General features: G+C 63.1%; 23 protein-coding genes. 10 read left to right on the top strand and 13 right to left on the bottom strand.

Annotated elements, in window-relative coordinates:
- Nucleotides 1–16 precede the first annotated feature (16 nt).
- The 6 genes from ACIQ36_RS06460 to ACIQ36_RS06435 all read left to right on the top strand — a co-directional run bounded on the left by ACIQ36_RS06460 (nucleotide 17) and on the right by ACIQ36_RS06435 (nucleotide 4,782).
- Nucleotides 17–1,105, top strand: a complete 1,089-nt coding sequence (locus ACIQ36_RS06460; protein ID WP_395827081.1) for a hemin-degrading factor — start codon at nucleotides 17–19, stop codon at nucleotides 1,103–1,105.
- Complete coding sequence (locus ACIQ36_RS06455) at nucleotides 1,102–1,962, top strand: hemin ABC transporter substrate-binding protein (protein WP_395827078.1); 861 nt, start codon at nucleotides 1,102–1,104, stop codon at nucleotides 1,960–1,962. The genes ACIQ36_RS06460 and ACIQ36_RS06455 overlap by 4 nt, the downstream gene beginning before the upstream one ends.
- The gene (locus tag ACIQ36_RS06450) at nucleotides 1,959–3,023 is read left to right on the top strand and encodes a FecCD family ABC transporter permease (protein ID WP_395827075.1); all 1,065 of its coding nucleotides are present in this window, start codon (nucleotides 1,959–1,961) and stop codon (nucleotides 3,021–3,023) included. Before ACIQ36_RS06455 ends, ACIQ36_RS06450 begins: the two co-directional genes overlap by 4 nt.
- Nucleotides 3,020–3,796 (top strand): heme ABC transporter ATP-binding protein, encoded by a 777-nt coding sequence (locus ACIQ36_RS06445; protein WP_395827072.1) that lies wholly within the window; start codon nucleotides 3,020–3,022, stop codon nucleotides 3,794–3,796. The genes ACIQ36_RS06450 and ACIQ36_RS06445 overlap by 4 nt, the downstream gene beginning before the upstream one ends.
- Nucleotides 3,797–3,866: 70 nt before the next feature.
- The gene (locus tag ACIQ36_RS06440; protein ID WP_395827069.1) at nucleotides 3,867–4,358 is read left to right on the top strand and encodes a hypothetical protein; all 492 of its coding nucleotides are present in this window, start codon (nucleotides 3,867–3,869) and stop codon (nucleotides 4,356–4,358) included.
- A gap of 70 nt (nucleotides 4,359–4,428) precedes the next feature.
- Entirely contained in the window at nucleotides 4,429–4,782 is a 354-nt protein-coding gene (locus tag ACIQ36_RS06435) for a ribbon-helix-helix domain-containing protein (RefSeq protein WP_395827067.1), read from the top strand.
- Here ACIQ36_RS06435 and ACIQ36_RS06430 read toward each other — a convergent pair.
- The 6 genes from ACIQ36_RS06430 to dusA all read right to left on the bottom strand — a co-directional run bounded on the left by ACIQ36_RS06430 (nucleotide 4,779) and on the right by dusA (nucleotide 11,364).
- On the bottom strand, nucleotides 4,779–5,669 hold the full coding sequence (locus ACIQ36_RS06430; RefSeq protein WP_395827064.1) for a DMT family transporter: 891 nt from the start codon (nucleotides 5,667–5,669) through the stop codon (nucleotides 4,779–4,781). The two genes, ACIQ36_RS06435 and ACIQ36_RS06430, sit on opposite strands and share 4 nt — an antisense overlap.
- 44 nt (nucleotides 5,670–5,713) lie before the next feature.
- Nucleotides 5,714–6,598 carry an EamA/RhaT family transporter gene (locus ACIQ36_RS06425; RefSeq protein WP_395827061.1) on the bottom strand — a complete coding sequence of 295 codons (885 nt, stop codon included), beginning with the start codon at nucleotides 6,596–6,598 and terminating at the stop codon, nucleotides 5,714–5,716.
- Nucleotides 6,599–6,673: 75 nt separating this feature from the next.
- Nucleotides 6,674–8,257 (bottom strand): ABC transporter ATP-binding protein, encoded by a 1,584-nt coding sequence (locus tag ACIQ36_RS06420; RefSeq protein ID WP_395827058.1) that lies wholly within the window; start codon nucleotides 8,255–8,257, stop codon nucleotides 6,674–6,676.
- On the bottom strand, nucleotides 8,254–9,273 hold the full coding sequence (locus ACIQ36_RS06415) for an ABC transporter permease (RefSeq protein WP_395827054.1): 1,020 nt from the start codon (nucleotides 9,271–9,273) through the stop codon (nucleotides 8,254–8,256). Before ACIQ36_RS06415 ends, ACIQ36_RS06420 begins: the two co-directional genes overlap by 4 nt.
- On the bottom strand, nucleotides 9,273–10,346 hold the full coding sequence (locus ACIQ36_RS06410) for a microcin C ABC transporter permease YejB (protein ID WP_395827051.1): 1,074 nt from the start codon (nucleotides 10,344–10,346) through the stop codon (nucleotides 9,273–9,275). The genes ACIQ36_RS06415 and ACIQ36_RS06410 overlap by 1 nt, the downstream gene beginning before the upstream one ends.
- A gap of 7 nt (nucleotides 10,347–10,353) precedes the next feature.
- Nucleotides 10,354–11,364, bottom strand: a complete 1,011-nt coding sequence (dusA, locus tag ACIQ36_RS06405; protein ID WP_395827048.1) for a tRNA dihydrouridine(20/20a) synthase DusA — start codon at nucleotides 11,362–11,364, stop codon at nucleotides 10,354–10,356.
- Between the two features lie 90 nt (nucleotides 11,365–11,454).
- On the opposite strand from dusA, the gene ACIQ36_RS06400 reads away from it, so the two are divergent.
- Together ACIQ36_RS06400 and ACIQ36_RS06395 are read left to right on the top strand one after the other, a co-directional pair.
- Nucleotides 11,455–11,736 carry a type II toxin-antitoxin system RelE/ParE family toxin gene (locus ACIQ36_RS06400; RefSeq protein WP_395827046.1) on the top strand — a complete coding sequence of 94 codons (282 nt, stop codon included), beginning with the start codon at nucleotides 11,455–11,457 and terminating at the stop codon, nucleotides 11,734–11,736.
- 11 nt (nucleotides 11,737–11,747) lie between these two features.
- Nucleotides 11,748–12,116 (top strand): HigA family addiction module antitoxin, encoded by a 369-nt coding sequence (locus tag ACIQ36_RS06395; RefSeq protein WP_395827043.1) that lies wholly within the window; start codon nucleotides 11,748–11,750, stop codon nucleotides 12,114–12,116.
- A 1-nt stretch (nucleotide 12,117) separates the two neighbouring features.
- Here ACIQ36_RS06395 and ACIQ36_RS06390 read toward each other — a convergent pair whose 3' ends face one another.
- Together ACIQ36_RS06390 and ACIQ36_RS06385 are read right to left on the bottom strand one after the other, a co-directional pair.
- Nucleotides 12,118–12,711 (bottom strand): response regulator transcription factor, encoded by a 594-nt coding sequence (locus ACIQ36_RS06390; RefSeq protein ID WP_395827040.1) that lies wholly within the window; start codon nucleotides 12,709–12,711, stop codon nucleotides 12,118–12,120.
- Nucleotides 12,708–14,702: a PAS domain S-box protein gene (locus tag ACIQ36_RS06385; protein ID WP_395827037.1), complete on the bottom strand. Its 1,995-nt coding sequence runs from the start codon at nucleotides 14,700–14,702 to the stop codon at nucleotides 12,708–12,710. The genes ACIQ36_RS06390 and ACIQ36_RS06385 overlap by 4 nt, the downstream gene beginning before the upstream one ends.
- A gap of 139 nt (nucleotides 14,703–14,841) precedes the next feature.
- On the opposite strand from ACIQ36_RS06385, the gene ACIQ36_RS06380 reads away from it, so the two are divergent.
- Both ACIQ36_RS06380 and ACIQ36_RS06375 read left to right on the top strand, forming a co-directional pair.
- The gene (locus ACIQ36_RS06380) at nucleotides 14,842–15,861 is read left to right on the top strand and encodes a TRAP transporter substrate-binding protein (protein ID WP_395827034.1); all 1,020 of its coding nucleotides are present in this window, start codon (nucleotides 14,842–14,844) and stop codon (nucleotides 15,859–15,861) included.
- 62 nt (nucleotides 15,862–15,923) lie between these two features.
- Nucleotides 15,924–17,099, top strand: a complete 1,176-nt coding sequence (locus tag ACIQ36_RS06375) for an acyl-CoA dehydrogenase (protein ID WP_395827030.1) — start codon at nucleotides 15,924–15,926, stop codon at nucleotides 17,097–17,099.
- 29 nt (nucleotides 17,100–17,128) lie between these two features.
- Here ACIQ36_RS06375 and ACIQ36_RS06370 read toward each other — a convergent pair whose 3' ends face one another.
- The 5 genes from ACIQ36_RS06370 to ACIQ36_RS06350 all read right to left on the bottom strand — a co-directional run bounded on the left by ACIQ36_RS06370 (nucleotide 17,129) and on the right by ACIQ36_RS06350 (nucleotide 19,202).
- Nucleotides 17,129–17,359 carry a hypothetical protein gene (locus tag ACIQ36_RS06370; protein WP_395827027.1) on the bottom strand — a complete coding sequence of 77 codons (231 nt, stop codon included), beginning with the start codon at nucleotides 17,357–17,359 and terminating at the stop codon, nucleotides 17,129–17,131.
- A gap of 184 nt (nucleotides 17,360–17,543) precedes the next feature.
- Nucleotides 17,544–17,894 (bottom strand): RidA family protein, encoded by a 351-nt coding sequence (locus ACIQ36_RS06365; RefSeq protein WP_395827023.1) that lies wholly within the window; start codon nucleotides 17,892–17,894, stop codon nucleotides 17,544–17,546.
- A 9-nt stretch (nucleotides 17,895–17,903) separates the two neighbouring features.
- The gene (locus ACIQ36_RS06360; RefSeq protein ID WP_395827020.1) at nucleotides 17,904–18,509 is read right to left on the bottom strand and encodes a class I SAM-dependent methyltransferase; all 606 of its coding nucleotides are present in this window, start codon (nucleotides 18,507–18,509) and stop codon (nucleotides 17,904–17,906) included.
- 127 nt (nucleotides 18,510–18,636) lie between these two features.
- Entirely contained in the window at nucleotides 18,637–18,900 is a 264-nt protein-coding gene (locus ACIQ36_RS06355; protein WP_395827017.1) for a DUF2442 domain-containing protein, read from the bottom strand.
- An 11-nt stretch (nucleotides 18,901–18,911) separates the two neighbouring features.
- A complete protein-coding gene (locus tag ACIQ36_RS06350; RefSeq protein WP_395827014.1) occupies nucleotides 18,912–19,202 on the bottom strand; it encodes a DUF4160 domain-containing protein in 291 nt (96 codons plus the stop codon).
- Nucleotides 19,203–19,415 lie beyond the last annotated feature (213 nt).

Genomic DNA, 19,415 nt, shown 5'->3' with positions numbered 1-19,415 from the left:
CTCAAGGAGCCTCGCCATGACCACGCTTGCCCCACCCCCCGCCAGCCCCGCTGCCCGCCCCCTCGGGTTGGACACGCTCGCCGCGCGCCATGCCGAGCTTCTGGCCCAGGAAACCGGCCTGCGCCGCCGCAATGCCGCCGAGCGCTTGGGCGTTTCGGAATTGGAGCTTTTGCTCGCGGGCGGCGATGGGGCGGTTTCAACGCGCCTGCGCCCGGAGTTTAAGGAGATTCTGGGGCGCGTTCCCAGCCTTGGCCCGGTGATGGTGCTGACGCGGAACGAGAGCATCGTTCACGAAAAAACCGGCCCCTATAACGCCCCCTCCTTCGATGGCATGGTCGGGTTGGTCCTGGGCGATGAGATCGACCTGCGGATTTTCCTGTGGGCCTGGGCACACGCCGTCGCCGTGACCGAAAGCAGCCCGCGCGGCGACCGCAACAGTCTGCATTTCTTCGATAAAGCGGGCGGGGCGCTGCATAAAATCTATCTGGTTGAGGGCAGCGATATAGCGGCGTTCCAAGCGCTGGTTGCCGCCTTCGTCACTGCCGACGCGGCCCCGCTTACCTTAGAGGCCCTGGCTCCGGCGAAAACGCCCCTCCCCGACCGTGAGATCGATCAAGCCGGATTCATCGCCGGATGGGACGGGCTGAAGGATACGCACGAATTCCACGGGCTCTTGATGCGCTTCAAACTCGCCCGCCAGCAGGCGCTACGCCTCGCGGGGGAAGCGCGCGCGCGGCCCGTCGCGCCGCTCAGCTTGCGCGCGGTTCTGGAAGGTGCCGCAACCGCCGAAACCCCGATTATGGTCTTCGTCGGCAATCCGGGGATCATTCAGATTCATACCGGCCCGGTGGCGAAACTGCTGGCGACCGGCCCTTGGTTCAACGTGATGGATCCCGCCTTCAATCTGCATATTCTGGAGCCGACGATCACCCACGCCTGGGTCGTCTATAAGCCGACCGACGATGGGGTCGTCACCTCGCTCGAACTGTTCGATGCGCAAGAAACCCTGGTCGCCTCGCTGTTTGGCAAACGCAAGCCAGGCCAGGCGGAAGATCCGGCGTGGCGCGCGCTGGTTGCGGCCCTGCCGACCTTGGGCGCACAATGAGACGCGCGCTTCTTCCGCTGCTGGCGGGGCTCATCGCCCTGCCCGCGCTGGCAGCCGAGCCGCGACTCGTTTCGGCAGGCGGCACCGCGACCGAGATCGTCTATGCCTTAGGGGCACAAAAGGGCTTAGTCGGCACCGATACCACCAGCCTCTATCCGCCCGAAGCGCAAAGCCTGACCAGCATCGGCTATGTCCGCAATCTGTCGGCGGAAGGCGTCGTCTCGCTTAATCCGACGCTCGTCATCGCCGCCGCTGAAGCCGGGCCACCGCCGATCCTAACTCAGATCAAAACCGCCGGAATTCCCGTGTTGGCGCTGGCCGATGGCTTCACCGAAAGCGCGGTGCTCACGCGGATCGGCCAAATCGGCGACGCGCTCGGCAAAGCCCCCGAAGCCGCGAAACTGCAAGCGACGGTGCGCCGGGATCTTGCCGCCGTGCGGGCCGCCCTTGCCCCAATTCAAGACCGGCCAAAAGTCCTGTTCGTCCTCAGCGCGGCGCGCGGGCTGGTGGTCGCGGGCGAAAATACGTCCGCCGGAACGATGATCGAGCTTGCGGGCGGGCAAAACGCCGTGCGCGGGTTCAGCGGCTATAAGCCGCTCACGCCCGAAGCCGTGCTGGCCGCCGCGCCCGATTTCATCCTAACCGCAAGCCATGTGGTCGCGGCCCTTGGCAGCATCGAAGCGCTGACCAAACACCCGGACCTGTCCTTGACCCCGGCAGGCAAAGAAGGCCGGATTATTGTGCGCGACAGTCTCTTCCTGCTCGGTTTCGGCCCGCGTCTGGGGGAAGCCGCGCTGGACCTCGCCCGCGCGCTACACCCGACCGCCGGACTGCCGAAACTCGCCGCCCTACCATGACCGACGCCACCCTTGCCCTGCCCCTGCCGACCGGAAAACTGCGGCGGCCCCTCGTGCTGCTGGGGCTGGGGCTTCTGCTCGCCCTGCTGCTGATCCTCTCCTTAGGCATCGGTGCCGTGAAGCTTACGCCTTGGCAGGTGGTGCGCGGACTGCTCGCGCCGGGGGCCGATGAACGCGCGGCCCTGGTGCTGCATGCCATCCGCCTGCCGCGCACCCTGTTGGCGGCGCTCGTCGGGGCCTGCCTTGCCGGGGCGGGCGCGGCGATGCAGGGGCTATTCCGCAATCCGCTCGCCGATCCTGGATTGATTGGCGTGTCGAGCGGGGCGGCGGTAGCAGCGGTCGCGGCGATTGTCTTCGGCGGGTATTTTCCGGCTCTCGCGGGGCCTGCGCTGGTGCCGTTCGCCGCCTTTATCGGCAGCCTGCTGGCGACGGGAACGGTGCTGCTCTTGGCCCAGCGCTTTCAAAGCGGGACCGTGCGCGCCTCCAGTGTCGCAGGGTTGCTGCTCGCGGGCCTCGCGATGACCGTCATCACGATGGCCGGGGTTGGGTTCATGACATACCTTTCCGATGATCGGCAAATGCGCGACATCACCTATTGGTCGCTCGGCAGTGTGGCAAGTGGCGGTTGGCGCGGCGTGGGTTGGGTGTTTCCAGCGGCGGTTCTCTGCCTCGGAGGTCTGCTCAGCCAAGCCCGCAAGCTCGATGCGCTTGCTTTGGGCGAGCGCGAGGCGGCGCATTTGGGGGTCAATGTCACCCGATTGCGCCGGGTTCTGGTGATCGCCGCCGCGCTCGGCGTTGGTGCCGCCACCGCTTTTTGCGGCGTGATCGGCTTTCTTGGGCTGCTCGCCCCGCATCTTGCGCGCTTGTTGCTCGGGGCGGGCCATCGCTTCGTTTTGCCCGGATCGATGGTGATCGGCGCGGGTTTGCTGGTGCTGGCCGATATCGGGGCGCGCACGCTCCTAGCCCCGGCAGAACTGCCCGTGGGGCTACTGACCAATCTTATCGGCGGCGGCTTTTTCCTCTGGCTCTTGCTGCGCAAACGCGGTGGAGGGATTGCATGATCCAGGTCCAGAACCTCGGCCTTACGCTGGGCGGCAAGGCTATTCTGCAGAACCTCACCTTCACGCTGGCGCCGGGAACGGTAACGGCGGTGCTGGGGGCGAATGGGGCGGGGAAATCGAGCCTGCTCGCCCTCCTCGGCGGCGACCGACCGCCCACCGCGGGGACCCTGACTTGGTTCGACCGGCCCCTCTCGGCTTGGTCGGCGGGCGATCTCGCCCGTCACCGCGCGCTGGTGCCCCAGGCAACCCATCTCGCCTTTCCCTTTACGGTCGAAGAGGTGGTGGCGCTGGGGCGCTTACCCCATCAAAACAGCGCTTTCGACCGGATGGCGCTGGCGGCTATCCGCCGTCAGCTTCATCTGGAAGCGTTTTGGAGCCGCCCCTATGCCAGCCTTTCGGGGGGGGAGCAGCAGCGGGTGCAGTTCGCCCGCGCGCTCGCCCAGCTTTGGTATCCGCCCGGCGACGCCCCGCCGCGCGTGCTGCTGCTGGACGAGGCCACCGCCGCACTCGACCTAAAACATCAAATCGTTATTCTGGAAACAGCGCGCGATCTGGCGGCTCAGGACGGCGTGACCGTGGTCGCCATTCTCCACGATCTTACCCTCGCGGCGCGGGTGGCGGACGCGGCGCTGCTGCTGCTCCACGGCCAGCTTTTGCGTAGCGGCCCGCTCGCCCAGGTGATCGAGGCGGCCGCGCTATCCGAAGCCTATGACACGCCCGTCGCCGTTCTGCGCCATCCAAAGACCGGGCGGCTGCTCGTGTCGGCGGCATAATCTTGCTGCACGCATCGGCTAAGCCTAAATAAGGGCAAGCCCCTTTTCGGGGGCCGAGGAGTTTTAGACGATGGCGACGCTTGTTTCGCGCGGGATATTGGCAGGGATACTCTTGGGGCTTGCGGCCTGCGCCCCGCCGCAACCGCAGTTCCGCAGCCTGGACGCCGCCTTGATCGGCACGGATGGGCGGCAGGGCGAGCGCTTCACGATGACGGCCAGCCGCTACCCCGGCGAAGCCGCCGTCCAAATCACCACGGTGCTGCCGGGCGGCGAGAAGTTTACGGGCAATCTGATTCAGGAAACCCGTACAAGCTATCCGCAACGCCCGGTCTATCGCCCGCCAGTGGTGTGGCGCGGGCGGCTTTATTATCCCGACGATGATTATTACGATTACGGCCCACGCACAGAATATGGCTCGAAAGGTCAAGCGCTGCTGCTCGGCAGTCAAGCGCGAACGCTCACCTGTACGCTGACCTTTGCCCAAGCATCGGCGGGGCCGTTCGGGGGTGGTTTTGGTGAGTGCAGCCTGTCGGACGGGCAGAAGGTAAGCCTCACCTTCTAGTTCGCCTAAAACTCACGGCGCTCCACATAAAATCGGTTGCATATTTCCATACGATATAGAATATGAAGATATGCACACGCATCCGGATACGCGCCCTTCGCATCGGGCCTCGCCCTCGCTCTCCGACTCAACCTTGCGCTGCCAGACGGTGCGCATCGGCACCCGACGCACCTCATTGCGGCTGGAGCCAGAAATGTGGGACGCGCTGGAGACCATGACGCGGCTTACCGGGCGCAGCCTTGCCGAAGTGATGACCGAGATCGATCTTTACCGTCAGCAATCGTCGCTGACCTCGGCCGTGCGCGTCGTGATTCTCAAATTCTTCCGCGCCGCCGCTGGTGATAGCGCGTCCCCGCCAAGCCACTGGCTCGATATGGCCATTCGGCCGCCCCGCGTAGCCGTTCCCGGCCGTAAGCGCGCTTAATCCCGCTTCCGCTTCTCCCGCGCCCAAACAAGCCCGCCGATGATCAGCCCGCCGCCGATCAGATGCTCCAGCGTGATCGGCTCGCTATAAACCGCCCAGCCGACCAACCCGGTAAAGATGAGCGATAAGTGGCTCCCCATCGCGGCAAAAGCGGCGGGCAGCCGTTGAAGCGCGTAGGCAAAACTGAGTTGCGCCACGCCGCCAAACACGGCGAGCCCTAGCACCGGCCAAAGCGCCGCCCAGCCGGTAATCTGGATTTTCTCCCCGCTGATAAAGGCAATGGCGAACAGAATCGGCAGAGCGATGAGATTGGTCCAGAAAGTCGCCGTTGTGCTGCTGAGTTCCCCCGTCACGCGGCTCGTCACCACCGTATAGCCCGCATAAACGAAGGCGGCGCAGAAGGTGAGAATCGCACCCACATAGGCATCCTCCGGCGTAAAGGCACTGCCCCCCGCCGCTTGCGGTCGCAGGGCAACCACGGCCCCGCCGCAGAGGGTAAGCACGAGCCCCATCGTTAGCCGCCGCGTTGGTTTTTCCCCCAAGAGCGGCCAGGCGAGCAGGGCGACGATAGCGGGGTAGATATTGATAATCAGCGTCGCGCTCATCAAGCTGGTGCGCATAATCGCCCCATACCAAAGCGCGAGATCGGCGGCGTAGAAAAGCCCCGCAAATCCCATCCAGCCCCACAGCGGGCGCGGCGGCAAACTGCGGATCTTCCACCCCGTCAACAGCAGCGAAAACAGCATGCGCCACCCGGCGGTCGCCGAGGGGCCGAGCGGTGAGGCGCGGTTGAAAATCAGCCCTACCGCGCCCAGGGCCGGCCCCGCCACCAGGGCGGCAATCGCATCGGCGGAGGCGGTTTTAACGGTCGGAATCGGAATGGCCATGGGGGTAGGACTCTCTCCCCCGGCGGCCCTTAACGGCTCTTTTTTTACCGGGTTAACGTCAGTAACGCGACAATCGATCCCGTAATGATGAAGGTTCCCAGCGCTTCCCGGAACCCGAATTTTTCACGCAGCAGGAATGTGGAAGCAACAACCGTGAAGACCAGTTCCGCTTGCCCCAGCGCGCGCACATAGGCGGCCTTTTGGAGGGTGAAGGCCAAAAACCAGCAGGCCGAACCCAGAACGGATAGGATTGCGACCGGCGCACTCACCCGCCAGGCCCGGAAAACCTTTGTCACCATCCCCGGTTCGCGCACCAGCAGCCACGCCCCTAGCATCAATGTTTGCAAGGACGTGACCGAGGCCAGCGTAACGAGAGCCGCCAGCAGCGGTAAATCGGTCGGCACCGCAAGAGCGGCATCGCGGATAAACATCGCGGACCAGCCGAAAAAGAAACCCGAGATCAGCCCATACATGCTGCCGCTGCCCATCAACGCGCGCCGATCCAAGCTTTTCAGCGTTAAGAGCGCCACGCCGCCGAACCCCGCCGCAATCGCCAAGGCCCCGCCCCAGCCCACATGCTCGCCGAAAAACAGCGCAGCAATAATGGCGGCTTGCAAGGCTTCGGTTTTCGACAGGGCCGTGCCGACCGCAAAACTATCGCGCGTGATGGCTAAGAGAAGCGCCGAGGTCGCCAGAATCTGCGCGAGGCCACCCAAGATAGCGGAAACCCAGAACCCGCCCGGCACCGACGGCAGGGGCGCGCCGCTAGTCGCCAGCAACAGCGCGAGCGCCGCTAAAGCGAGGGGCGCGCCATAGATATAGCGCACGAAATTCGCGCCGTTAGTGCTCAGCAGGCCCTTTAAGGCCCGTTGCCGGAAAGTGCGCACGCATTGGAAAAAGGCGGCGGCGAGGGTAACGATGATCCACATGGGTTTAGCATGGCGCGGTAGGCACGCCGGGTCACGCGCGCTTTTAGACAGGAGCGATCAAATTTTTCTCAACCGCTATCTTAGATCGGCGGCGGCGAGCAGGGCTTGCGTGTAGGGATTCTGTGGGCGGGTGAGCACCGTTTCCGTATCGCCGGTCTCAACGATCTTGCCGTCTTTCAGAACAATGATCCGATGGCTCAGCGCGCGCACCACCGCGAGATCATGGCTGATGAACAGATAGGCGGGCCCCCGGCTGGCCTGGAGCTGGCGCAGCAGCTCAATCAACTGGCCCTGTAGGGAGCGGTCCAGCGCGCTGGTCGGCTCGTCGAGAATCAGCACCTGGGGGCGCAGGATCAGCGCGCGCGCAAGGGCAATCCGCTGGCGTTGCCCGCCGGAAAACTCGTGCGGATAACGGTCCGCCATCGCGGGATCAAGCCCAACATCGGCCAAAGCCTCGGCAACTGCGCTAGCCGGGTCGCGCCCGTCGGGATGCACCGTCAGCCCTTCGCCGATGATTTCCCCGACCGAAAGGCGCGGCGAGAGCGAGCCGAACGGGTCTTGAAACACCACCTGCAACTGCCGCCGCGCGGCGCGCAGGGCCGGGCCTGGCAGCGCGTCCAAATCCTGCCCGAGGAGGTCCACACGACCACCACCGCGCAACAAACGCAACAGCCGCAGGCCGAGGGTGGATTTGCCCGACCCGCTTTCGCCGACAACACCGAGCGTCTCCCCGGCGCGTAAACTGAGCGAGACATGATCGACGGCAAGATACCCCGCCCCCAGCCCGCCCCACCAGCGCCGCGTGCCGAAACGGATCGAGAGATCCCGCCCCTCCAGCACAATCGGCGCGGTATCGGAGACGGGCGCGGGGCGACCCGAGGGTTCCGCCGCCAAAAGCGCGCTCGTATAGGCGGCCTGGGGCTGGGTGAGAACTTGAGCGGCGGGGCCGATTTCAACGCATTCCCCGCGCCGCAGCACGGCCAGCGTATCGGCCATGCGCCGCACAACACCGAAATCATGGGTGATGAACAGAATGCCGAGGCCCCGTTCGGCCTGGATGCGCTTTAGCAGCGCCAGGGTTTGCGCTTGCAGGGTCACGTCCAGCGCGGTCGTCGGCTCGTCGGCAATCAGCAAGGCGGGGTCGCACGCAAGGGCCGCCGCAATCATCACGCGCTGGCGTTGGCCGCCGGAAAGCTGATGCGGGAAGGCCGAAAGCCGCTCCTCCGCCCGGTCGATACCCACTTCCGCCATCAGCGCCAGCACGCGGGCGCGCGCCTCGGTTTGGCTGAGGCCGCGATGCAGGCGCAGGGTTTCAGCGATCTGGTCACCGACGCGATGGAGCGGGTTCAGCGCCGTCATCGGTTCTTGGAAAATCATGCCGATGCGGTTGCCGCGCAACCCCCGGAGGTCGGTCTCGCTAGCCTGGGTCAACTCTTGCCCCAAAAAACGGATCGAGCCGGAAATATCCGTGCCCTTGGGCAGCAGGCGCGGAATGGCCAAGGCAGACGCCGATTTACCCGAGCCGCTTTCGCCCACCAGCACTAAGGTTTCGCCTTTGTGGAGCGAAAAACTCAGCCCCCGCATCGCCGGAACCGGCGTGCCGCCGGGCGGGTTGAAGGTGATGGCGAGATTCTGCACCGCCAGCAAAGCGTCGCTCATCGTAAGCCTCGGCGCGGATCGAACGCGTCGCGCACCGCCTCGCCGATGAACACCAGCAGCGTCATAATCACCGCGAGGCTGACGAAGGCGGTAATGCCGAGCCAGGGCGCGTGCAGATTATTCTTCCCCTGCGCCAGCATCTCCCCCAGGGAGGGCGAGCCGGGCGGCAGGCCGAAGCCGAGGAAATCCAGACTGGTCAGCACGCCAATGGCGCTATTCAGCAGAAACGGCAGAAAGGTAACGGTCGCCACCATTGCGTTGGGGAGCACATGGCGGCGCAAAATCGCCCCATCGCCCACCCCAAGCGCGCGGGCGGCGCGGACGTAATCGAAATTGCGCGTGCGCAAAACTTCCGCCCGCACCACGCCGACCAGGGCAATCCAACTGAACAGCATCATCGTGCCTAAGAGCCACCAGAAGCCGGGCTGAACGAGGCTGGAGAGCAGAATCAACAAATAGAGCACCGGCAAGCCGCTCCAGACTTCGATAAAGCGCTGAAACAGCAGATCGGTCAGCCCGCCGTAATAGCCCTGCACGGCCCCCGCCGCGATGCCGATGAAAGCGCTGACACTGGCGAGGATCAGCCCGAACAGCAGCGACACGCGCAACCCATAGAGCAGCCGCGCCACCAGATCGCGCGCTTGATCGTCGGTCCCCAGCCACTGCTGCCGGTTCGGCGGGACGGGCGCGGGGCGGTCGAGATCTTTGATGACGGTATCATAGCTGTAAGGAATCAGCGGCCACAGCGCCCAGCCCTTTTCCTGGATCAGCACCTGCACTTCCGGGGCGCGGTAGTCGGCTTCGGTCGGGAAATCGCCGCCGAAGGTGGTTTCGGCATAGGTTTTCAGTACCGGCACGTACCAGCCGCCGTCATAGCGGATCAGCAGCGGTTTATCGTTGGCGATCAGATCCGCGCCCAAGGACAGCAGAAAAATCGCAAGAAAAATCCATAAGGACCAAAAGCCTCGGCGATTGGCTTTGAAGGCGAGCAGGCGGCGGCGGGTGATCGGGCGCATTACCCCTCCCGCCGGTTAAAGTCGATGCGCGGATCGATCCAGGTGAAGACCAGATCGCCCAGCAATTGCAGCAGCAGCCCCAGCAGGGTGAAAGCGTAGAGCGTGCCGAACATCACCGGATAATCGCGGCTCGTGGTAGCCTCGAAGCCCAAGAGCCCCAAGCCATCGAGCGAGAAAATCACTTCGATCAGCAGGGAGGAGGTGAAGAGCGTGGCAATGAAGGCCGCCGGAAACCCGGCAATCACCAGCAACATGGCATTGCGGAACACATGCCCATAGAGCACCTGATTTTCCCGCAAACCCTTGGCCCGCGCCGTTAGCACATAGGCTTTACCAATTTCATCGATAAAGCTGTTCTTGGTCAGCAAGGTCAGCCCCGCAAAGCCGCCGATCAGCATGGCCGTGAGGGGTAAGGCGAGATGCCAGAAGTAGTCGAGAATCTTCCCGCCGAGCGACAGGCTTTCCCAATTATCGGAAACAAGGCCGCGCAAGGGGAAGATCGACAGGAACGAGCCGCCTGCAAACAGCACGATCAGCAGCACCGCAAACAGAAACGCGGGCACGGCATAGCCGACGATCACGGCGACACTCGTCACCACATCGAACCGGCTGCCGTCGCGCACGGCTTTGGCAATGCCGAGCGGGATGGAGACGCCATAGGTGAGCAACAGCGTCCAGAGCCCCAAAGAGAGGGAGACGGGCAGCTTATCCATCACCAGATCGACGACGCTGCGGTCGCGGTAGAAGCTTTTACCGAAATCGAACTGAAGGTAATTGCCGATCATCGTGAGAAACCGCTCCACCGGCGGCTTGTCGAACCCGTAGAGGGCGTTGATTTCGGCCAGAAGCTCCGGGGTGATATTGGTGCCGCGCTTTTGCGGGTCGGAATTCAGGGTTTCCGAGCCGCCGCCGCCCAACCGGTCCATATCGCCGCCACCGCGCCCTTGGAAGGCGGCAATCGTGCGCTCCACCGGCCCGCCCGGCGCGGCTTGGATGACGAGAAAATTCACCAGCAGAATCCCGAACAAAGTCGGGATCATCAGCAGCAAACGGCGCAGAATATAGCCGAACATCCGCGGATTAGGCCGCTAAGGAGGAAGGTTCGGTCATGCGCAGCGCGGCTTCCACCACCTCCGGCCCCGCGCCGGGGCGATGCGCCACTTCCGACAAATACCGCCGCCACGCCCGCCCGCCACTCTGGCCTTTGAACAGGGTGAGCATATGGCGGGTGATGGCTTTCAGCGGCACGCCCTCGCCCATCCGCCGCTCGATATAGGGCAGCATCGCCTGCACCACGGCGGCGCGGCTTTCGGGGGCGTCAGCCGCGCCGAAGAAGCGTCGATCCGCCTCGGCAAAGCTCCACGGGTCTTCATAGGCCAGCCGCCCGATCATCACGCCGTCGAGATGGGGCAGATGCGCCGCCGCCTCGTCCAAACTCCGAATGCCGCCGTTCAGCGATAGGTCAAGGTCCGGGAAACGGTCTTTGAGCGCGTGCACCAACTCATAGCGCAGCGGCGGAATATCGCGGTTTTCCTTGGGGCTCAACCCCTTCAGCCAGGCTTTGCGGGCGTGAACGATGAAGCGCTGGCACCCGGCCTCGCGGACAATCGAGACGAAGCGAAACACTGTTTCTTCCTCGTCCATCTCATCGATGGCAAGGCGGTGCTTCACCGTAACCGACAGCGGCACCGCCCGCGCCATCGCCTCGACGCAGCGCGCCACCACCTCGGGTTCCGCCATCAAACACGCGCCGAAACGGCCCGACTGCACCCGGTCGGACGGGCAGCCGACGTTGAGATTAATCTCGTCATAGCCCCAATCGGCCCCCATCCGCGCGGCCTCGGCTAGTTCCTTCGGATCGGACCCGCCCAATTGCAGGGCAATGGGATGTTCCGCCCCGTCGAAATCCAAATGCCGCGCCTTATCGCCATATTTCAGCGCCGCGCTGGTAATCATCTCGGTATAGAGCCGCGAGCGGCGCGTGATGAGGCGCAGGAAAAAGCGGAAATGCCGATCCGTCCAATCGATCATCGGCGCAACGCTGAGCGGCGTACGGAAATCGGGAATCGGCGGGGGCAGGGTGCTGGTCATGCTTCCTGTATGCCACGGGCGTTAAGGGATTGGGAAGGGGCGCGATATAGGGGCGCTTGGCGTTAGTATCGAGATGGGTTAGTATCAGGCGTGATTAAGAGCTTCGCGGATAAACGAACGCTGGCGATTGCATCGGGAACGCCGGTGAAATCTCTCCCCCAAACGCTTCAACAGGCGGCGCGGGATCGTCCCATTACCTTGGGACAAATTGAAGCGGTTGAAGACCTAAGGTTGCCTCCCTCTAACCGCCTCGAAAAGCTAGTCGGCGACCGAGCCGGGCAATGGAGCATCCGGGTAAACCGCCAATGGCGGATCTGCTTCGATTGGCGGGATGGATCGGCCTGGAATGTCGAATTGGTCGATTATCATTGAGGAGGATCAGCATGGGCTACACCTGGGAAGACGCCAAGCATTTGGATTTTTCGGACATTATCGATCCCGATGCGCCACGGCTTGCCCCCCTTCACCCAGGACGCTTTCTGCTGGAGGAGTTCCTGAAACCTCTCGGCATGACTCAATATCGGCTCGCCAAAAGCCTCGGGGTGCCTCAGCGCCGCATCAGCGAAGTTATCAACGGGCAACGCGCAGTTACGGTCGATACGGCCCTGCGCCTCGAAAAATTCTTCGGGATGCGCGCGCAGTTCTGGCTGAACCTGCAAACCGCCTATGACTTGGAAATTGCTGAGCGCTCTGTGGGGGAAACGCTCAACGCGATCACGCCCTATGCGCGCCCGGCGCTGGCAGCAGAGTAGCTCACTCCCCCGCCACCAGCCGCGCCAGATCGACCGCCGTTTTCGCGCCCATTTTCTCCAACACCCGCGCCCGATGCACTTCGACGGTGCGCATGCTGATACCGAGCCGGTCGGCGATGACCTTGTTCATCAGCCCTTCTAGAATAAGGTCCATCACCTGCCGCTCGCGACTGGACAGGGTGGCGAGACGGGTCAGCCGGTCGGCTTTGCTGGCGCTGCGGGCATGGGCTTCGGCTTCGGCGGCGAGCGCCTCCAGGAGCCGGTCGACCAGATCATTGTCGTTGAAAGGTTTTTCGACAAAATCGCGCGCGCCGCGCTTTAGGGCTGAAACCGCCATTGGCACGTCGGCGTGGCCGGTCAGGAAAATCACCGGCAGCGCGCAGGCTTGGGCGCGCAGCCGGTCGAAGAGTTCCAGCCCGCTCATGCCGCCCATGCGAATATCCAGCAGCAGGCAGCCGCGCACATCGGCGCGATAGGCGGAAAGAAAGCTTTCCGCCGACTCCCAGGTCTGGACCGCCACGCCGCGCGAGCCGAGCAACCAGGACAGCGCGTCGCGGATCGCCTCATCGTCGTCAATAATATGAACGCAACTCATGCGGCTTTCTCCCGGTCAGGGGCCTCCTCCGGCGCGCGGGGCAGGGTGAAGATAAACAACCCGCCGCCGCCCGTTGCAGGCTCGTACCACAACCGCCCCTGATGGAACTCGATCAACGAGCGGCAGATGTTCAGCCCCATGCCCATGCCATCGGGCTTGGTCGTGAAAAACGCATTGAACAAAGTTTCCTGCTGGGCGGCAGCCACGCCGGGGCCGCTGTCCTGCACGCGCACTTCCACCCGATCCGCCAGCGCTTCCGCCGAAAGCCACAGGAAGCGCTGCCCCCGGGGGACGGCGGCCATCGCCTCCAAGGCATTGCGGGCGAGGTTCAAGATCACCTGCTCGATCAAAATACGGTCGGCGTGCACAAAGGGCAGATCGTCCGGCAGGTCCGTACGAATGGCAACGCCCAGCTTACGCGCTTCAGCGGCGAGAAAATCCAAGGCATCCTGGGCGATCTCCGGCAGGGAACAGGCGCTCAAGCGGGGTTCGCGCTTGCGGACGAAATCATGAATGCGGCGAATAATCGTTCCGGCCCGCCGCGCTTGTAGGGTCAGTTTGGTCAGCGCCCGCTCCAACTCTGCATCGCCCCCCGCCGCTTGCAGGCGGTTAAGACTGCCAGTCGCATAGGAGGTGATGGCGGAGAGCGGTTGATTAAGCTCATGGGCGAGGGTGGACGCCATTTCCCCCATGGTAATCAGCCGGGCATTCTGTTGCAGCATTTCTTGTTGCTGGCGTTGACTTTCCTCGGCCTTTTTACGCGCGGTAATATCGACAAAGGAGCCCATCCAGCCGGTATGCTTGCCGTCCGCATCGATCAGCGGGGCCTCGTAAATCAACGCATCGAAGCGCTCGCCAGTGCGGCGCTGAAAGCGCAGCTCGAAGCCCGAGGGGTAGGGGGTTCCGGCCAAAACCGAATCATGAACCGCCTGGGTCCGCTCGTAATCCTCCGGCACCCAATAGGCCATCGGCGGATCTTGGCCGATCAGCTCCTCGGCCTCGAAGCCCACCATCTGGCAGAAGGCGGAGTTCACATAGGTCACGCGCCCGGTCAGGTCGCGCGCGCGCATGCCCACGGTCAGCGAATCTTCCATCGCTTGGCGAAAGGCATATTCGGTGCGCAACGCTTGCTCGGCCCGCACGCGCCACCGCATCTGCCGCCGTGCCGTGAGGAGGCTCGCGCCCGCGACCAGTGCCAACACCGAGACCGCCGCGAGAATCCCCGCCTGCGCCTCCCACGGCCCGGCCCGATACAGGGCGACCAGCAGCGTAATCCCTTGCCCCGGCGGGTCGAGCGGCATGCGGTGCGTCGCCCGGTCTGGCAGAAACTGGCTGGGGTCGGGCAACGCCTCGGGTTTCGCCGCCAGCGTTTGCCCGTTGGGATCAAGCAGGCTCAGCCGGTAACGCTCGGTGAACCACCAGGGCACATGTTGGGTGAGCAAGGCTTGCAGCGAAATATCGGCAACCAACGCGCCATCGTAGCGCCCGTCGCGGAAGATCGGCGTGACCAACGGCAGATGGGCCGAATCATGCGCCCCCCGCCCCGGCGACTGCGTAATGCCGCCATAGGCCGCCCGCCCCAGCGCCCGCACTTCAGTGAGTGGCAGACTGCCGATATCCAGCCCGCCGCCCTCGGGAAAAGGCGGAAGCGTGGCATTCACCGCCCCGCCCGCGCCAAGCCAGCGCAGCCGCGTGAAGTCGGGATTGCCCGCCAACATCTGCCGGGCTTTGGCCTCGAACCCGAGGGGCGAGCTTATGGCACCGCGCCCCAGATCGTCGGCCAAAAGTCGCAGTTTTTCTTCGGCGGAGCCTAATTGAAAGCGCAAGGCTTGTTCGGCCCAGAGCGTGTCCATAATCAGCGTATGGCGCTCGTTCTCCCGCTCGTGCGCTTGGAACAGCCACAGCATGAAGCCCAGCAGCAGCGCGATCAGGGCCAGCGATAACGTTGGAAGCGCCTGGATGAGATCCCGGCGCGGGATGGTAAAGCGCATTTTCCCCCTCCCGCTGCGGATGTTTCTCCGCTTGCGGATGTCCACAATAGAGGCAAGCACCGAAGCTAGCATACTTGAAAGCAGAAGAAAAAAGCGCCGCCCACCGGGTGAAGCGCTAAAATCCTCTGGGAGAGAGACTATGATGAAACGCCGTGCCGCGTTCCTACGCGCATGCCTGCTAATGGGTGTTTTGTTCGCCCCTAGCCTTCAGGCGCAAACCGCCAAACCCATCGTTATCACCTTCAGCCATGTTGTCGCCGACGATACGCCGAAGGGCAAAGCCGCCCTGCGCTTCAAGGACCTTGCCGAGCAGGCCACGCAGGGCCGGGTATTTGTGCAGATCTACCCCAATAGCCAACTCTATAAGGATAAGGAAGAACTCGAAGCGCTTCAGCTCGGCGCGGTGCAAATGCTTGCGCCCTCGCTGGCAAAATTCGCGCCCTTAGGCGTCGGTGAGTTCGAAGTTTTTGATATCCCCTACATGTTTCCCAGCAAAACCGCCCTGCGCAAGATTACCGACGGCAAGATCGGTGCGGAACTTCTGGCCAAACTCGAACCCAAGGGCATCAAGGGCCTCGCCTATTGGGACAATGGCTTTAAGCTGATGAGCGCCAAGCGCCCGATTAGGTTGCCCGACGACGTGAAAGGCCTGAAATTGCGCATTCAATCGTCGCGCGTGCTAGATGCGCAGATGCGGGCGCTGGGCGCTTTACCGCAGGTTCTGGCCTTTTCCGAAGTCTATCAGGCGCTGCAAACCGGGGTGGTCGATGGCACGGAAAACCCGCCGTCCAATATGATTACCCAGCGCATGCACGAGGTGCAGCCCTACGCGACGCTCACCGATCACGGTTATCTCGGCTATGCGGTGATCGTGAATAAGCGCTTCTGGGATAGCCTGCCGTCCGATCTGCGGGCCGTGCTCGAAACCGCGCTGCGCGACGCCACCCGCTATGGCAATGAAATCGCCCAGCAGGAGAATGACGCGGCGATTACCGCGATGAAAGCCGCCGGCACCACCGAGTTTCACGCGCAGACGCCCGAGGAGCGCAAAGCCTGGATGGCCGCGCTCGCGCCCGTAAGGCAGGCCATGGAAGCGCGCGTGGGGAAAGACCTCATCAGTGCAATTCTGAAAGAAACAGCGGGCCTGTCGTCGAACTAGCCTTCGCAGGCCGCGCGCGCTAGCGTCTGCATAAGACAGACAGGCTAACGGGGAGAAGGCCGGTGGCAGATACATTTAATTGGGCCGATCCGTTCGATCTGGACAGCCAACTGACCGACGACGAGCGCCAAGTGCGCGAAACCGCCGCCGGGTATGCCCGCGACCATCTCAGCCCCCGCGTGCTGGATGGGTTCCGCAATGAGAAGACCGACCCGGCGATTTTCAAGGAAATGGGGGCGCTCGGCCTGCTCGGGCCAACCTTGCCGCCCGAATACGGCGGCGCAGGCTTGGGTTATGTCGCCTATGGGCTGGTCGCGCGCGAGATTGAGCGGATCGACAGCGGCTACCGCTCGATGATGTCGGTGCAATCCTCGTTGGTGATGGTGCCGATTTTCGAGTTCGGCTCGGAAGAGCAGAAGCAACGCTATCTGCCCAAACTGGCTTCGGGCGAATGGATCGGCTGCTTTGGCCTGACCGAACCCGATCACGGGTCGGACCCTGGCAGCATGGCCACGCGGGCAAAGGCGGTGCCTGGCGGCTATAGGCTGACCGGTTCCAAAACCTGGATCACCAACGCGCCGATTGCCGATGTCTTTATCGTGTGGGCGAAAACCGAAGACGGCGCAATTCGCGGCTTTATTCTGGACCGCGACACCGAGGGGCTTTCAACTCCTGTGCTTCACGGCAAAGTGGGCTTACGCGCCTCCATCACCGGCCAAATCGTGCTGGAGGATGTTTTCGTACCCGAAAGCGCGCTGATGCCAAGGGTTAAGGGGCTGAAAGGCCCCTTCACCTGCCTCAATTCGGCCCGCTATGGCATCGCCTGGGGCGCTTTAGGCGCGGCGGAAGCCTGTTACACTACGGCACGGCAATATGTATTAGATCGCCATCAGTTCCAGCGCCCGCTCGCGGCCAACCAGCTTATTCAAAAGAAGCTGGCCGATATGCTGACCGATATCGCGCTCGGGCTACAAGGCTGCCTGCGCTTGGGGCGGATGAAGGAGGCTGGGCACCCGCCGGTGGAACTAACGTCGATCTTGAAGCGCAATTCCTGCGGCAAGGCGTTGGACATCGCCCGCACCGCCCGCGATATGCTGGGCGGCAACGGGATTTCCGACGAATTCGGCGTCGCCCGCCATTTGGTGAACCTCGAAGTCGTGAATACCTACGAGGGCACCCACGATATCCACGCGCTCATTTTGGGCAGGGCGATTACTGGGATTCAGGCGTTTAGCTGACGAAACGCGGGGCGGGAAAACTGCCCCGCTTATTCGCTGGGCTCAAGGCCCGCCTCATAAGACTCGATAAGCTCACCGACAATCCCCATCAGGCTGAACAGCGGATGTTCGGCATCGTCGCGCACCTCATCGATCAGCAGGTTCAAGATATCGGCGGTGCGCAGATAATCCTGTTCCGTCAGAATCGGACCGAGCGGGGCTATCTTCTGAAGCGTCTGCCAGGCCGGAATGAGTTGAGTGAGTTCGACTACCGGTGTCATCGTCGCTTCCACTTATCTCGGTCATAGTCCGCGTGGTTGAGCACGGCGCAGGGCTGTGAAGTCAGACGCTTGGCAGGCTTTAGCCCGGCGCAGCCAGTCGCTGAGAGAAGCGCGGGATTCTGGGTGCTGATCCCAGAATTCCCGCAGCGGAGCCATGGAAATGACGCGCATTTCTCGCCCAAATTCACAACGCCGCAATCACCTGAATCTCCACGCGATACTCGGGCCGGGCCATGCGCGCTTCAACGCACGCCCGCGCCGGGGCACAACCGGGCGCAACCCAAGCATCCCAGACCGCGTTCATCTCGGCATAATCCGACATATGGGTGAGATAGACGGTTGCCGTGAGCAGGCGCGCTTTATCGGTGCCGGCTTCCGCCAACAGCCGGTCAATCGTCGCCAGGACTTCTTGCGTCTGGACCGTCACCGAGCCCGTCAGCGTCTCGCCGACTTGGCCCGCAAGATACACCGTGCCGCCGTGAATAACGGCGTCGCTATAGCGGGTTTCGGGGTTTAGGCGGCGGATATCGGTCATGATCTTCCCCTAGGTCAGCGGAATATGCTGAGCCGCAAAATCGCGCAACGCCTCGGGCGCGATTTCGGCGACCGTCGCAACGGCCCAGAGATCGAAATAGGGGCCGGGGCGCGCGCGGCTGGCGACCATGGCAAACCCGGCTTCCTTGAGGCAGGCGACCAGCACTTTTTCGGTAAAGCCGCAGCGGTGCGCCATATAGAGGTTCCCCGCCTGCATCGCCGCCCGATGACCATAGAGAATATCGACCGGCGCAATCGGCCCGGCGGGGGAGGTGTAAGCAGGCTCGGTCAGCTTATCCTCGGCCACCAGCGCGCAGACCGATTTTAGATCCGGGCAGGTGATCACCGCAAAGCCGTTCGGCGTGAGCACCCGGCGAAACTCCGCCAGCGCCACAGACACTTCGTGCGGATAAAGGTGTTCGATATTGTGGCTGGAGAACAGCGCATCCATCGACCCGCTGGGCACCGCCGACATATTGGTCATCGTGCCGGTGATGTCGGGCTCAACCGAGGCATCGATATCGAACCGCACCTCTTGCCAATCGGGCGTATTAAAGCCCGGTGTGGTGCGATCTTTGCGCTTCGGCCCGCAGCCGACGTGAATGAATTTGAGCATGGTTTTCCCCGAAAGGGCAGAAGAAGAACTGCGCCGAAGCTAACCGCGCCCCCCGTGCAAAGGCAAGCAAACGATGCAGAAAGCGCTCCAGGGTTTCCGCGCGTGAGAGGCTCAGGGGGCGGCTCTTTTAGGCGCTAACCCTTTGGCCCGAGGGCGCGTCGATTGGGACGGAGAGGTCGTAGAGCGTTTCGGGAGCGATATCGATGTTGCCGGGCCAAACCACGGTGCCGTAATCGACGTGCGCCCCGAAGAAACTATTATTGTTCAAACGATTAAATGGCTTTCGATCCATCAGTCGCCTCATATCGAAGCGGCGCTGCTCTCCGTTCTCGAAGGTGAGGTCGAGTTGATAATTTGGGAGGGCTTTAACGGCCACAACATCAAGCAACATTAGGTTTGTCCTTATTGGAGGGGCGCGATGCGGAAAGGTTCCTCGCCGTTTCTCACGAGCTCCCAGTTCGCCATAAGCTCATCCTGATGCAACTCGGCCCAAGCAATAACGAGCTTTGTTTGGCGTGGCGGTAGATTTCCTGCCAATACGCGCCCGTCTTCAATGGCTATGGCAGCCTTAAAAGCCTGATATCGCACATGAAATGCGGCATGTGGTGCCGGTCGCCTTCTTCGTAGAAGAGCGAAATGAGCAACCCATAGAACATACAAATCGTCGGCATTGTCGCCGCCCTTCCGGCGCATGGGGCCAGGCTAGCACAGCCCGCCGCCCCCATAAAGAAACCGCCCCAGGGTTTCCGCGCGTGGGGGGTTCGGGGGGCGGCGCTTTTAGGCGCTAACCCTTTGGCCCGAAGGCGCGTCGATTGGGACAGAGAGGTCGTAGAGGGTTTCGGGAGCGAGATCGATCTCGCCCGGCCACACGACGGTACCGAGGGCCGCGCGGGCTTTTAGAAACAG

It is taken from the genome of Elstera sp., assembly GCF_044372965.1.
GTDB lineage: Bacteria > Pseudomonadota > Alphaproteobacteria > Elsterales > Elsteraceae > Elstera.
Note: the sequence above shows the minus strand (reverse complement) of the source record. Positions and strands in the feature narration are given on the sequence as shown.

What these genes read in the sequence shown, in the direction of transcription:
- ACIQ36_RS06460 (WP_395827081.1), top strand. Translation starts at nt 17, where the DNA reads ATGACCACGCTTGCCCCACCCCCCGCCAGCCCCGCTGCCCGCCCCCTC.
- ACIQ36_RS06455 (WP_395827078.1), top strand. Translation starts at nt 1,102, where the DNA reads ATGAGACGCGCGCTTCTTCCGCTGCTGGCGGGGCTCATCGCCCTGCCC.
- ACIQ36_RS06450 (WP_395827075.1), top strand. Translation starts at nt 1,959, where the DNA reads ATGACCGACGCCACCCTTGCCCTGCCCCTGCCGACCGGAAAACTGCGG.
- ACIQ36_RS06445 (WP_395827072.1), top strand. Translation starts at nt 3,020, where the DNA reads ATGATCCAGGTCCAGAACCTCGGCCTTACGCTGGGCGGCAAGGCTATT.
- ACIQ36_RS06440 (WP_395827069.1), top strand. Translation starts at nt 3,867, where the DNA reads ATGGCGACGCTTGTTTCGCGCGGGATATTGGCAGGGATACTCTTGGGG.
- ACIQ36_RS06435 (WP_395827067.1), top strand. Translation starts at nt 4,429, where the DNA reads ATGCACACGCATCCGGATACGCGCCCTTCGCATCGGGCCTCGCCCTCG.
- ACIQ36_RS06430 (WP_395827064.1), bottom strand. Translation starts at nt 5,669, where the DNA reads ATGGCCATTCCGATTCCGACCGTTAAAACCGCCTCCGCCGATGCGATT.
- ACIQ36_RS06425 (WP_395827061.1), bottom strand. Translation starts at nt 6,598, where the DNA reads ATGTGGATCATCGTTACCCTCGCCGCCGCCTTTTTCCAATGCGTGCGC.
- ACIQ36_RS06420 (WP_395827058.1), bottom strand. Translation starts at nt 8,257, where the DNA reads ATGAGCGACGCTTTGCTGGCGGTGCAGAATCTCGCCATCACCTTCAAC.
- ACIQ36_RS06415 (WP_395827054.1), bottom strand. Translation starts at nt 9,273, where the DNA reads ATGCGCCCGATCACCCGCCGCCGCCTGCTCGCCTTCAAAGCCAATCGC.
- ACIQ36_RS06410 (WP_395827051.1), bottom strand. Translation starts at nt 10,346, where the DNA reads ATGTTCGGCTATATTCTGCGCCGTTTGCTGCTGATGATCCCGACTTTG.
- dusA (WP_395827048.1), bottom strand. Translation starts at nt 11,364, where the DNA reads ATGACCAGCACCCTGCCCCCGCCGATTCCCGATTTCCGTACGCCGCTC.
- ACIQ36_RS06395 (WP_395827043.1), top strand. Translation starts at nt 11,748, where the DNA reads ATGGGCTACACCTGGGAAGACGCCAAGCATTTGGATTTTTCGGACATT.
- ACIQ36_RS06390 (WP_395827040.1), bottom strand. Translation starts at nt 12,711, where the DNA reads ATGAGTTGCGTTCATATTATTGACGACGATGAGGCGATCCGCGACGCG.
- ACIQ36_RS06385 (WP_395827037.1), bottom strand. Translation starts at nt 14,702, where the DNA reads ATGCGCTTTACCATCCCGCGCCGGGATCTCATCCAGGCGCTTCCAACG.
- ACIQ36_RS06380 (WP_395827034.1), top strand. Translation starts at nt 14,842, where the DNA reads ATGATGAAACGCCGTGCCGCGTTCCTACGCGCATGCCTGCTAATGGGT.
- ACIQ36_RS06370 (WP_395827027.1), bottom strand. Translation starts at nt 17,359, where the DNA reads ATGACACCGGTAGTCGAACTCACTCAACTCATTCCGGCCTGGCAGACG.
- ACIQ36_RS06365 (WP_395827023.1), bottom strand. Translation starts at nt 17,894, where the DNA reads ATGACCGATATCCGCCGCCTAAACCCCGAAACCCGCTATAGCGACGCC.
- ACIQ36_RS06360 (WP_395827020.1), bottom strand. Translation starts at nt 18,509, where the DNA reads ATGCTCAAATTCATTCACGTCGGCTGCGGGCCGAAGCGCAAAGATCGC.
- ACIQ36_RS06355 (WP_395827017.1), bottom strand. Translation starts at nt 18,900, where the DNA reads ATGTTGCTTGATGTTGTGGCCGTTAAAGCCCTCCCAAATTATCAACTC.
- ACIQ36_RS06350 (WP_395827014.1), bottom strand. Translation starts at nt 19,202, where the DNA reads ATGCGCCGGAAGGGCGGCGACAATGCCGACGATTTGTATGTTCTATGG.